Annotated in this window: 12 protein-coding genes; 5 read left to right on the forward strand and 7 right to left on the reverse strand. The window is 52.7% G+C overall.

Going from position 1 to position 12852, the window contains the following annotated elements:
- Positions 1–9: 9 nt before the first annotated feature.
- The 4 genes from araH to WFN75_RS09345 all read right to left on the reverse strand — a co-directional run bounded on the left by araH (position 10) and on the right by WFN75_RS09345 (position 4452).
- The gene (gene araH / locus WFN75_RS09330) at positions 10–990 is read right to left on the reverse strand and encodes an arabinose ABC transporter permease AraH (RefSeq protein ID WP_336996245.1); all 981 of its coding nucleotides are present in this window, start codon (positions 988–990) and stop codon (positions 10–12) included.
- 14 nt (positions 991–1004) lie between these two features.
- Positions 1005–2519: an L-arabinose ABC transporter ATP-binding protein AraG gene (araG, locus tag WFN75_RS09335; RefSeq protein ID WP_212475588.1), complete on the reverse strand. Its 1515-nt coding sequence runs from the start codon at positions 2517–2519 to the stop codon at positions 1005–1007.
- Positions 2520–2588: 69 nt separating this feature from the next.
- A complete protein-coding gene (gene araF / locus WFN75_RS09340; RefSeq protein WP_046885078.1) occupies positions 2589–3578 on the reverse strand; it encodes an arabinose ABC transporter substrate-binding protein AraF in 990 nt (329 codons plus the stop codon).
- A 316-nt stretch (positions 3579–3894) separates the two neighbouring features.
- Entirely contained in the window at positions 3895–4452 is a 558-nt protein-coding gene (locus WFN75_RS09345; protein ID WP_212475586.1) for a DJ-1/PfpI family protein, read from the reverse strand.
- Positions 4453–4987: 535 nt separating this feature from the next.
- On the opposite strand from WFN75_RS09345, the gene WFN75_RS09350 reads away from it, so the two are divergent.
- Complete coding sequence (locus WFN75_RS09350; RefSeq protein WP_336996057.1) at positions 4988–5491, forward strand: non-heme ferritin-like protein; 504 nt, start codon at positions 4988–4990, stop codon at positions 5489–5491.
- Positions 5492–5658: 167 nt separating this feature from the next.
- Positions 5659–7002, forward strand: a complete 1344-nt coding sequence (locus tag WFN75_RS09355) for an anaerobic C4-dicarboxylate transporter (RefSeq protein ID WP_336996058.1) — start codon at positions 5659–5661, stop codon at positions 7000–7002.
- 78 nt (positions 7003–7080) lie between these two features.
- Here the strand turns inward: WFN75_RS09355 and WFN75_RS09360 are convergent, their stop codons facing one another.
- Together WFN75_RS09360 and azuC are read right to left on the reverse strand one after the other, a co-directional pair.
- Complete coding sequence (locus WFN75_RS09360) at positions 7081–7332, reverse strand: DUF2766 family protein (protein WP_046885075.1); 252 nt, start codon at positions 7330–7332, stop codon at positions 7081–7083.
- A gap of 108 nt (positions 7333–7440) precedes the next feature.
- Positions 7441–7524, reverse strand: a complete 84-nt coding sequence (gene azuC, locus WFN75_RS09365) for a stress response protein AzuC (protein WP_154298819.1) — start codon at positions 7522–7524, stop codon at positions 7441–7443.
- 211 nt (positions 7525–7735) lie between these two features.
- Here azuC and WFN75_RS09370 point away from each other — a divergent pair, with 211 nt between their 5' ends.
- Complete coding sequence (locus WFN75_RS09370) at positions 7736–9157, forward strand: MFS transporter (protein WP_336996059.1); 1422 nt, start codon at positions 7736–7738, stop codon at positions 9155–9157.
- Between the two features lie 41 nt (positions 9158–9198).
- Here WFN75_RS09370 and WFN75_RS09375 read toward each other — a convergent pair whose 3' ends face one another.
- Positions 9199–9837, reverse strand: a complete 639-nt coding sequence (locus tag WFN75_RS09375) for an RpiB/LacA/LacB family sugar-phosphate isomerase (RefSeq protein ID WP_046885073.1) — start codon at positions 9835–9837, stop codon at positions 9199–9201.
- Positions 9838–10086: 249 nt separating this feature from the next.
- On the opposite strand from WFN75_RS09375, the gene WFN75_RS09380 reads away from it, so the two are divergent.
- A complete protein-coding gene (locus WFN75_RS09380) occupies positions 10087–12264 on the forward strand; it encodes an HD domain-containing phosphohydrolase (RefSeq protein WP_336996060.1) in 2178 nt (725 codons plus the stop codon).
- A 97-nt stretch (positions 12265–12361) separates the two neighbouring features.
- On the forward strand, positions 12362–12700 hold the full coding sequence (yecR, locus tag WFN75_RS09385) for a YecR family lipoprotein (RefSeq protein WP_040075065.1): 339 nt from the start codon (positions 12362–12364) through the stop codon (positions 12698–12700).
- Positions 12701–12852 lie beyond the last annotated feature (152 nt).

Below are 12852 nucleotides of genomic sequence, written 5' to 3' on the forward strand. Positions count from 1 at the left end.
GATTTTTGCTTAAACTGTGCGCTTCGCTTTTTGCTTATAACGGTCGAAGATCACCGCTGCCAGCAGGATGAGGCCGCGAACCACGTACTGCGAGAATGGGGAGATATTCAACAGGTTCATCGCGTTTTCCACCGTGCCGAGGATCAGGATACCGGCCACGACATATGAGATTTTTCCGATGCCGCCTTTCAGTGAAACCCCGCCTAAAACGCAGGCTGAGATGACAATCAGCTCATAACCGATGGAGGTCATCGGCTGGCCGCTGGTCATACGCGATGCCAGGATAATACCCGCCGCTGCCGACACCAGCCCCGAAAGAACGAAGATAGTGATTTTGGTGCGTACAACCGGTACCCCGGCCAGACGCGCCGCCTCTTCATTACCGCCAATGGCGAGGGTATTACGGCCAAAAGTGGTTCTGTTGAGCAGGAAACCAAAGATAATCAGGCACCCGACCGTCAGCCAGATAGGCGCCGGCAGCCCTAACCAGTTGGCATAGCCGAGCGTAAAGAAGCGCTCGTCTTCGATACCCACCGCTTTACCATCCGAAATGATATAGGCCAGCCCACGCACAATCTGCATGGTGGCTAAGGTCGTGATCAGGGCATTGATTTTCAGGCGGGCGATGACAAAGCCGTTCACCAGCCCACTCGCCACGCCCAGCAGCAACCCGGCCGCGACGCCAATCCACAGACTTTCGGTCATATTGATGACCACCGCCGTGGTGACCCCGGCGCAGGCGATGACAGAGGCCACCGACAGGTCAAAATCACCGGATGCCAGACAGAACAGCATTCCGCAGGCGACCATCCCGGACATAGAGATAGCCAGCCCCAGCCCCTTCATATTGATAAAGGTGGCAAAGTTGGGCACGAAAATGGCGCAGCCGAGAAACAGTACGGCGAAGACCACCAGCATGCCGTATTGATCCCAGATACGCCCAAAGCTGAAGGCCGATTTTGGCGCTCCGGAAGTTGTGACAGAGGACATCATATTCTCCTTAATCAGGCGACTGCCTGGCTAACTTTAGGCATCGCAAGGCTTAACGCCTGCTGTTCATTCGCCTGTTCATGAAGTAATTCACCGGCGATTTCACCTTCCCGCATCACCACTACGCGGTCGGCAACCCCCAGTACTTCCGGCAGATCGCTGGAGGCGAAGAGCACCGCCACTCCGCGTTTTGCCAGCGCGTAAATCACGTTGTAGATTTCATGTTTCGCCCCAACGTCAATGCCGCGGGTCGGTTCATCCAGCAAGATCACTTTCATCTCTTCCGACAGCCAGCGCCCAAGAATCGCCTTCTGCTGGTTACCGCCAGAGAGGTTCATAATCAGCTGTTCGGCACCCGGCGTTTTGATATTCAGAGAACGAATGTGGTGGTCGGCATTGCTCACCTCCCAGCTATCGTTAATCAGGCAGCCGGCGCGGATGGTTTTACGGCGCGCGGAGATATTGATGTTATCGCGCACTGAATGCACCGGGATGATCCCCTCGGCTTTACGATCTTCGGGGCAGAGCATCATCCCCGCACGAATGGCGTGAGCAGGCTTCTGAATATCGATCCGCTGTCCGTCGATATAGACTTGCCCTTCGGTGATACGCGTTCCACCAAACAGCCCTTTCATTAATTCACTGCGCCCTGCTCCCACCAGGCCAAACAGACCGACGATTTCGCCGCTGCGCACCGTCAGGCTAATGGGCTTGCGTACGCCAGGGGCTTTAACCTCCTCCAGACGCAGCAATTCACCGCCATACTGACGCGGCTCCCAGTGATAGATATCCCCCAGGTCGCGGCCCACCATCGCCTGCACCAGTTGATCATGATTGACCTGCTGCATATCAGAGAAGGTGCGCACATAGCGGCCATCTTTAAAGACGGTGATGGCATCGCTGAGGGCAAAAATCTCTTCCATACGGTGGGAGACATATAAAATGACGCGCCCCTCTTTGCGCAGCTCGCGAATCACGCGGAAGAGGTTGTCGATTTCGCGCGCCGAGAGCGAACTGGTCGGTTCATCAAAGGCGATGACTTTGGCATTTCGCGCCAGCGCCTTGGCGATTTCAACCATCTGCCACTGGCCAATGGAGAGATACTTAAGCGGCGTCTGCGGATCAATATCCAGGCCGAGATGCTTAAGCTGCAAACCGGCTTCGTAATTGAGCAGGGAGCGGTTCACAAAACCGCCTTTATGGGGCAACTGGCCGAGATAAATGTTCTCGGCGACCGTCATCTCCGGCACCAGATGCAGTTCCTGATAAATAATCGCCACCCCGGCATTCAGCGCGGCGGTGGTGTCAGCAAACGAGACCTGTTCCCCTTTCAGGGCCAGGCTGCCCGTGGTAGGGGCGTAGTTACCACTGAGAATTTTCAGCAGTGTGGATTTTCCGGCGCCGTTCTCCCCCATCAGGGCATGAACCTGACCGGCATAGCAATCGAAGCTGATATCGGTAAGGGCATTAACACCCGGGAAGGTTTTGCCGATGCCGCGAAAAGAGAGATAGGGTTCAGACTGTTGCATAACGTCTCCGAAGATCGAGTAGTGAACGTCTGGCCCTCCGCACAGCGCAGAGGGCGCAATCACAGTAACTTATTTACCGCCCAGCCCTTTTTTCTCCAGCTCTGCTTTAAAGTTGTCGCGGGTGATCAGCACCACATCGGTCACTTCGGTAAACTTCGCCGGTTCTGCGTCTTTGGTCACCCAGTTATAGAGCATTTCGCTGGATTTATAGCCATGCACGTCCGGGCTTGGCAGCAGAGAACCGTAGAAGCCGGTAGCCTTCGCTTTTGACAGTTCGCTCACCGCATCCACGCCATTGATACCGATACCGATAACGTCTGCGGCTTTAAAGCCCTGACCTTCTGTTGCACGCACACCACCCAGCACGGTGTTATCGTTCATCCCTAACACCAGCCAATGCTTCACTTCCGGGTGCTGTACCAGCATGGAGTTCGCGGCATCGAATGCCCCTGGGATATCGTTAGATTTGGTTGGCACTTTGAAGATCTGTTTTTCCGGGAAGCCTGCAGCCTTCAGCGCATCCATGGAGCCTGTAGTACGACGACGCGCCGTATCCAACTCATCTGCAGTAATCGCCATTACGCCGGTCTCTTTCACGTCCCAGCCGCGCTTTTGCATCTCTTTGTATAACTCTTGCCCCTGACGCTCACCGATTTTGGTGGCGGCCATCATCACCAGCGGTACGGTCTCCATCGGTTGACCTTTGGCGTTGACGAACTGGTCATCAACCGCGATCACTTTCATGTCGTAGCCGCGCGCTTTCGCCATGATGGCCGAGCCCAGTTTGGGATCCGGAGTACAGATGACAAACCCTTTCGCGCCGCTGGCCGCCAGGCTATCGATGGCGTTCAATGTTTTCTCACCGTCCGGCACGGCAATTTTGATCACCTCGAAACCTAAATCCTTGCCGGCTTTGTCAGCAAATTTCCATTCCGTCTGGAACCAGGGCTCCTCTGGTTGTTTCACCAGAAAACCGAGCTTCAGATTCTCTGCCATAGCGGATTGTGACATAACCGCGGCCAGACCAATGGCCGCCAGCGCTTTAGTAAATTTGTGCATGGTAAACTCCAGCTTTAATGTTCTTTTCTGTAGGGAAAACGTATTCAAATTTAATTTTATCGGACTTAAAACAAGGCATTAGCGCCAGAAGGGATTAAAGCGCGTTTGCTTGAGATAGTTTTAGCGGGAAATTAATCATCCATAAGAGAGCGCCATCACACGGCAGAATTACAGTAATTGCGTACATAAATTCAGCGAAAAATGACATAAAAAAAGGGGGTTTTGTCAGACAAATCAAGAGGGGGTAAGCAGGATAATCCATAACTTCAGCTATGATATCCTTGTGAAATGGGCGCCATAGCGCCCGTAAGAAAAATTACCAGGCGTAATAGATATGGTCGGCGTGATCGCGTACCGGAGCTTCGTCTTTTAAAAGACGCGCCGCCAGCGTCAGGGCAAAATCGAACGCATGCCCTAATCCTTTGCCGCTAAGAAGGTGGCCATCTTCTACAACCGGGGCATCAATATAGACGCCATCTTTTACGTCCTGCCAAAGATCGCCTGAACAGACATAGCGGCGCCCTTTTAATAAACCATTGCCGCCCAGTACACGTGCCGCCGCTGAGCAGATGGGGCAGATGTATTTACCCATCTCATCGTGTGCCGCCACAAAGCGCACCACCTCTTCGCTGGCGGCCAGATTGACACTGCCCTGCGGCCCGCCGGGCAGGACAACGGCATCGTAGCGGGTCTCGCGCTTTTCGCTCAGGGTGCTGTCTGCCACCATGGGAATATTATGGTAACTCACTACCGCGCGCGACTCAGCGCACGCCAGCGTCTCGACCTCAATGTGCATGCGACGCAGGATATCAATGGTAATAATCGCTTCTGCTTCTTCAAAACCGGGTGCCAGCAGCACCGCCACTTTTGCCATAAACCACTCCCGTACCCAACAAAAGATAAAACAATGTTTCATTTTTACAGAAGTTTTGCCAGCAAACCTCATGATGGATCACAGAACGGGCTAAAGCAGGAGAAAGACTTTTGAAGATGGCGCTTAGCCCTCGTTGTGCTGAATAAATAACCAGCGCGTGTGAACTGAGACAGGGACACTGGTTTTTATTGTTTGGATCATTTTTCTCAAGCGCATAGAAACAGGGGGGATTGATAAAGACCCATCCGGATCAATAAATGGAAATAAATTTTATATATCAACATGTTATAAGAAACATAACTACCAACTAAATTGTCAATATCTTCCCTGCGTTAAGTTTTATAAATTAAGAGTAATGAACGGTAAGAATATATTTATAAGGATTTTCTTATAAATGCGCCAGGGGTATTATAATTTGTGTTAAGTGCATTTAATGAATATTTCTCATCTTTCATCTTCTGAAGAGCAACTATATTTATAAGCCCTTCGAGGTGAAATTTACCCCGTTCAAGACCCCAAATAAAAGGAAGTTATTATGGTTTTTCAGGTCATGATGAAGAAACTTAACACCCAGATGAATCGGGAGTATTACGCTTCTAATCTTTATCTCCGCCTCAGTGAATGGTGCTCACACAACAGTCTGAATGGTACAGCAACATTTTTGCGTACCCAGGCGCAGAGCAACGTTACGCAGATGATGCGCGTATTTGACTTTATAAAAGCCTCTGGCGCCATGCCGGTTCTTGAAGCCATTGATTTGTGCGACGAAGATTACTCCACGCTGGAAGCACTCTTTCAGCGAACGCTTGAAGATTATGAACAGCGCCATCATAACCTTGCGGAATTAACGCAGGATGCCAGATCGCTGAAAGATAGCAGCACGCTCAATTTCCTGCAGGAAATTAAACAAGAACAGCAGCAAGATGGCCTGTTATTAAAAGCGGTACTCGACGAAGTGAAGAATGCCCGCCAGGCGGGCTTATGTCAGGAACAGACCGACCGACATCTCCTGAATATTGTCAGCCATCAGCACCATTAATCCTCCTGTTGCTTAAACGCCCGGCTCCGCCGGGCTTTTTTATGTTACGCAAAAGTTACTAACACATTGCTTTTATTAACTTTTAATAAATCCGATCCCGCTCGCAATGAATACCCACACATCATGTAATGATTTGGCAAAATCTGTTTACATTGATGAGGGCGTTCATGATTACGATGGAATTTCTGGTCATTATCCTCTGCCTGCTGGCAGGTACGCGGTTTGGCGGTATGGGGCTTGGCCTGATAAGCGGCATTGGGCTATTTATTCTCTGCTTTATTTTTGGTCTGCAGCCCGGTAAACCCCCGGTCGATGTGATGCTCACCATCCTGGCGGTGATCGGCTGTGCGGCCACGCTGCAAACCGCAGGCGGGTTAAATGTGATGATGCAGTTTGCGGAACGGCTGCTGCGCCGACATCCTCAGCACATCACCCTGCTGGCCCCTTTTACCACCTGGATGTTGACCTTTCTCTGCGGCACAGGGCATGTGGTTTACACCATGTTTCCTATTATCGCCGACATCGCACTGAAAAAAGGGATCCGCCCCGAGCGCCCGATGGCCGTGGCCTCTGTTGCTTCGCAGATGGCGATCACCGCATCGCCAGTCTCTGTGGCGGTGGTGTCACTGATCTCTATCCTTGCCCAGCATCATGGGGGCGGTCAGGCGTGGGGCATTCTGCAGATTCTGGCCGTGTCAGTACCCGCGTCGTTAGCGGGTGTGGCGATAGCGGCGCTCTGGAGCCTGCGCCGGGGCAAAGATCTGGCCGATGATGAAGCGTTTCAGAAGCGAATCAGCGATCCTGAGCAACGAAAGTTTATTTACGGTAGCACTGAGACCCTGCTTAACCAGCAATTTCAAAAACATGCCTGGTGGTCAACGTGGATCTTCTTTGCCGGTATTGCGCTGGTGGTTCTGCTGGGGGCGTTACCTGATTTACGGCCGGCATTTGAGGTGAAAGGCAAGCTGACCCAGCTCTCAATGAACCTGGTCATTCAGATGATGATGCTGATAGCCGGTGCGGTAATGCTGGTGGTCTGCAAGGTTAATCCCTCATCCATTTCCAATGGCGCGGTCTTTAAAGCGGGTATGGTGGCCATCTTCTCGGTATTTGGCGTGGCGTGGATGAGCGATACCTTTTTCCAGGCCCATCTGGAAGAGTTAAAAATGGCCCTGGAGGGGGTAGTGAAGAACCATCCCTGGACCTACGCCCTCGTGCTGTTTTTAGTCTCAAAACTGGTGAACAGCCAGGCGGCAGCCTTAACCGCCGTCGCGCCGATGGGGCTTATGCTGGGCATCGATCCCAAAATGCTGATTGCTTTCTTCCCCGCTTCGTACGGCTATTTTGTCCTGCCTACCTACCCCAGCGACCTCGCCTGTATCGGCTTTGACCGTTCCGGCACCACGCGGATTGGCAGATTCATCATCAACCACAGCTTTATCTTACCGGGGCTGATTGGGGTAAGCTGCGCCTGCGCGGTTAGTTACATGCTGGTGCAGTTGTTCTTCTAAAAACCTTTCCGGGCGGCGCGCTGCCGCCCGTTTAAAAACTTCACAAAATCGTTTCTAAATTCAAAACATCGGTTTATTTTAATGGGATTCGCCCTGCGGAGTGAACTTAAGCTCAATCAACGCAATGGCTTTCTGGATAGCGCGCAGGGTGACCGGGTCGGCGGCGGCAGGATGGCTGCTAAAATCGATGTTTTTGAGCTGGGTGGTCATCTTCTCGCGAACTTCGACCGGGGCGATGACGTCAAGCACGTCCAGAATCTGTTTAATGACCAGCTGGCAGGCGACCACGTCAGAGACCAGCTCCTGATCGGCACTCAGGTTTTGAGACATTTGGCTTCTCCTTATTGAAAGGCGGCCATAGTAGCAAAACTCCTGCCCTTGCACCTTCCCGGATACCGTTTTCGGGCATAAAAAAACCTGCCGCAGCAGGTTTTTTTATCAGAACATCGCGCCAGGCGGGACGTCTTTGAAGGTTTTGCAGTAGGTTTCCCACATGCTCTTCAGGATTGCGCGCAGTTTCATCGGTATGCTCCGGTTGTTTTTATATGCAGGTGTTTTGGTTGATGCGCTTATAATATGACCTGCATCACAAAAATCAATGGTTTTGTGATGCTCATCACTCATGCAAATGCCAGATAAATGGCGCATTTGACCAAAAATATAAGCAAAAACATGAGATTAAAATTAAACAAATCTCAGTAAAATTTAAAATTTTTTTAGTGGTAGAGGACAAATGGCAGAAAACAATACCGGTAAAGCCTCCGGTGGGCTCTCGCCCGCCGCGCTGTTGGTTGCCGGCGCCTTCTTTATGGAGTTTCTCGATGGCACCGTGATCGCCACGGCGCTTCCTGATATGGCCAAAAGCTTTGGCGTTCATGCGGTCGATCTTAACATTGGCATTAGCGCTTATCTGATTACCCTGGCCGTGCTCATTCCGGCCAGCGGCTGGATTGCAGACCGCTTTGGCGCACGCAAAGTCTTTGCGCTTGCGTTAGCCATTTTCACCCTTGCCTCGGTATTTTGCGGCCTGGCCAATAGCGTCGATCAATTTGTCGCCATGCGTATTTTGCAGGGGATGGGCGGCGCCTTGATGGTACCGGTCGGACGACTGGCCGTACTGCGCACTACGCCAAAACATCAGCTCATTACCGCTATCGCCACCCTCACCTGGCCTGCGCTGGTGGCCCCCATTATCGGACCTCCGCTCGGAGGCTTTATTACCAGCTATGCCAACTGGCGCTGGATCTTCTTTATCAATGTGCCGCTGGGCTTGATAGCTATCGCCCTGGCCCTGCGCATTATTCCCGATATTCGCGAGGAGGCCCGCCGCCCGTTTGACACGCCAGGCTTTATCGCCACCGCCATTGCGATGGTAAGCCTGGTCTATGCCATGGAGTCGCTGGGCGTCGGGCAGATTGACCTGGCGTTGACCCTGGGTTTGCTGGCACTCGGCACCGTCACGCTGGTGTGGGCTCTGCGCCACTTCCTGCGGGCACCATGGCCCATGATCCGCCTCGATGCCATGCAGGTGCCGACGTTTCGCGTCACAATGTACGGTGGCTCATTATTTCGCGCCTCTATCAGCGCGGTGCCGTTTCTGCTGCCGCTGCTGTTTCAGGTGGGGTTTGGAATGGATGCGTTTCACTCAGGGCTGTTGGTGCTGGCGGTATTCGTCGGTAACCTGACCATCAAACCGGCAACCACGCCGCTGATTCGCACGCTGGGATTCAAAAAATTGCTGCTCATCAACGGGACGCTGAACGTCCTGGCGCTGTTAGCCTGTGCCTTGTTGACCCCCGAGACGCCCGTCTGGCTTATTATGCTGATTCTCTATCTCGGCGGCGTGTTTCGTTCAGTGCAGTTTACCGCAATTAGCACCCTCGCTTTTGCAGATGTCCCTTCACCACAAATGAGCTATGCCAACACCCTCTTCTCGACCGCTACCCAACTGGCCGTGGGGCTGGGCATCACGCTTGGCGCAATCGGGATCCGCATTGGCGAGCTTTTTAGCGAGATGCTGGAGATTAACGCGCTGCCCGGCATTAGCTTCCGGCTGGCGTTTGTGGTGATTGCGCTGATCTGCCTGGCAGGCATGTTCGATACGCTGCGGCTGACGAAAAACGCCGGTAGCGCCGTCTCGGGTAAGCAGGCATAAAAAAAGCCAGCTGCTGCTGGCTTTTTATTACTACCTACAAATTAGCCAACAATACCGCGAACAAAGGCTTCGATCTCTTTATCCTGGCAGTTTTCAAAGAAGCACTGCTGGAAGCGCTGACCCGTTACTGCGGTTTTCACCAGTTCCGGATCGATGGCGCGCAGCGTGTCGAGATAGTTATCTTTGACCACCGCCGCTTTCACCTGGTTAAGAATGCCGGCATTACGCACCTGCGGCTCTTTACGCTCTGGTGGATAGCCTTCGCCTTTACGCCCCGTGAAGGCTTTTTCAAAGATAAAGCGCACGTTCAGCTCTGCACCCCAGCCGAAGCCTTTCGCAAAAGGCAGCGCCAGCGCGTTACCGTTGTTAATCTGTGCAAACAGGAACGCATCTGCCGGATCGATGCAGTAGCCGCAGTTCACCCCCGGATGGATGTTCAGGGACATCAGTGCACCCTGGCCAGTGCCGCAGCCGGCGATAACAAAATCAACTGCTTTGGAGTTGAGCAGGATGCTCGCCATGATACCGAGGTGAATATAGGTCAGATGGTGATCTTGCTCATCGCTCATGCCGACGTTAAACACCGGGAAACCTTTCTCATCGGCAACGGCGTTTAATTCATTGAGGATGATGGCGTTTTTGCTCGCCTGGCTGTTTTCCATCATCAGTGCAATTTTCATTCTTCATCTCCTGAATGCGTGGCGGGCTTTCCCGCGGTGAATAGCTAACCTTTTCAACCTTACTACTTAGCAAACAGACTTTCAAATTAACTGAAAAATAGTTTTAAAAAATAAAGATGGGCTCACAGTTTCGTCCTTTAACCGTTTTGCTGCATGGATTCACAACCTGAAAAAAAGCTTAGTCGCCCTGCTCTTCTTTTGACTAGACTGCAAGAAAAAGACGACAAACCATCAGTTCGAGGTTTAACTGTGAATTTGCGCCGCCTGACGCTTCGTTTCACCGCTTTGCGTGTCGCCATCCTGTGTATGACGACATTATGGACCCCCTGGCTACTTGCCAGCTCAGAGCCTGCCGCTGACGCAGTGCCGGTCTGGATCTACAATGCGGACAGCTTCGAATTCTGGCACACGCCGCAGGGTGAGGCGCGCGGGTTTTATCCCATACTCGTTTCCGCCCTTAATCAACGTTTTAACCTCAATCTGCAACTGCGTCCGATTTCCGGCAGTGAAATTGGCCAGCGTTTTAATACCGACGCTTATGGAGTCTATGTGGGCGTCTTGCGCACAGAACAGCGAGCCCGCACCAAACACCTCTCCTCCCGGCTATTTGATAATGAAGTGGTAGCCGCCAGCCAGACACAGCAGATTAGTACGCTGGAGCCGTTACGCCATGCTCGCGTCCTGTTTCGCGAAAACGACGCTACCCTCGCAAGCGTGAAACAGCGCTACCCCGATCTCACCTTCCGCTCTCTGCGCGAGGTGGCCAGCAGCGATGAAGCGTTTCGACTGTTGAGTGAGAATAAAGCCGATTTCTATATTAATGACGCCAGCGAGATGGAGAATACGGCCCGCTATTATGTTATCTCCCGCCCCTTCCCCGAACTTCGAATTCCGGTAGTCATGGCCTTCAGCCCCGATCTGCGCCCGTTACGGGAGCAGGTCAACACGTTAATTAGCGAATGGTTTCGTAGCGGAAAGATGCGCCACCTGCTCGAAGAGAGTAAGCGCGATTATCTCCTGAGCCGTATCACGCTGTCTGAGGCCGAGCGCGACTGGTTACAGCAGCATCATTTACAGGTCTGGCTGCCCAAAAATGAGAACTACGCCCCGGTGATCTGGAGAGAGGGTCAGGGTTATCATGGCATCGCCCTCAATATGATCAACGACATGCGCGAACTGCTGGGGATGAAAGTGGACGTGCAGTTTATCGATGATTACGCAACTGCCCTGCGAAATCAGCAGTGGCCGGTGCGGCTACTCAATATCACTGAGTCGAAAGGTGATAACCTCACCCAGGGGCAGATTGGGCCCACCATTCCCTGGCACAATGCGTATTACAATCTTATCGGCCACCCCTTTTTGTGGGATGAAGAGAGTATCCGTAATCAGCGTATCGGGGTACTCACGGGCTCCTTTGCTCAAACCTATCTGCAACGTCGCTTCGGCGAGGACGTGACGATCGTTAACCGCGCCTCTGTCGACCAGTTGATCGCTGCCATAGAAGATAAAGAGATAGATTATATTCTCGGCGACCTCAGTACGCTGGAAGCCGCCCTTCGCGGAAATGAACTGTTCCGCGGCGTGCTCAAAGTGGCAGGGGTAACCCGGTCAGAGTTCGAGATCGGTCCCTGGGTCGCCCCCGACCATCCGCTGCATAATCTGCTGAGCCAGGTGCAGCGGCTCTCCAGTTTCCGCACGCAGCTCGAACGGCAGGAAAAACCGGATACCTTACCGGAGCTGACGAAAAACAGCTGGAAGATGATCAGCGTAATACTGCTTATCGCCTCGCTATTCAGCCTCGGGATGCTGGTGATGATGTGGCGGCACATGCAGAAAAACCGGCTGGTCAATCGCAATATCGTGCAGGCGCTGGAGAAGGTCAACCGCGCACACGATGACGAAACCGGCAGCCATATTCAGCGGGTGGCGAAATATTGCGGGATGATGGCTCGTGAACTGGGCCTGCCCCGTCGTACTGTCCACGATATCGAACACTTCGCCTCACTCCACGACGTCGGCAAAATTGCGGTGCCCGATCGTATTCTGCGTAAACAGGGCAAACTCACCCCGGAAGAGTTCAGCGAAATGAAACTGCACGTGCTGAAGGGCTGGCGCGTTATTCAGGGGCTGGGACTGGGGCCCGTGGCGGAAAACATGATCCACTTCCATCATGAGAAGTGGGATGGCAGTGGCTATCCGCAGGGGCTACGCGGCGAGGAGATTCCAGTAGAGGCGCGTATTCTGGCGCTGGCGGACGTGTACGACGCCCTTCGTCAGAAGCGGATTTATAAGCCCGCCTTCAGCCATGAAGAGGCCTGCGAGGTGATCCTCGCAGGCAACGGACGCCATTTCGATCCCATGCTGGTTCAGTTATTTCGCCGTCACCATCTGGCGTTTCAGGCCATCTTCGACAGCATGGCCGATTAACTATCAGTAAAGAAAGGGGATAAACCCCGGCTATTCAGGCCATTGCGCGCGCAGGGTCACGGTAGGATAAGCTATTTCACCTCATGCAGAGTGTTCCATGAAGAAAGTATGCCTTAGTGCCCTGCTCTTATTGCTGACGGGATGTAGCGTAACCCGGCAGGCGGAAGTGAGTCGCGTCGATGTGCCGCAGGGCCTCGTCTGGATGAATTACGGTCAGGCCGCACTGCAAAATGCCCGCTACGACGCTTATGTGACAAACGGCACCGCCACCCGCGAATGCCAGGCGATGGGCTATAACACGGCCATGGCTTACGGACAGCCGGTTAAAACCTGTAGCGTGATTAGCGGCTCGCTGTGCCTGAACGAAACGGTGACCATTCAGTATCAGTGTCAGGGCTTTGCCCCAAATCCGGTGACGGCCCCCGCTTATTATTAATCTGATTGCCAGTTTACCCGGCTGGCAATATTTCTATTAAACACGAAACAGAATAATTCTCATTAATATAATTTAATAAGCCTCAATGCGTGTTATTCCCATTCGTATTATGATCATTTAATTATTTATTTTAACTTTTGCAAATACATAAA

The organism is Leclercia sp. UBA7405 (genome assembly GCF_037152215.1).
Lineage (GTDB): Bacteria > Pseudomonadota > Gammaproteobacteria > Enterobacterales > Enterobacteriaceae > Enterobacter > Enterobacter pneumoniae.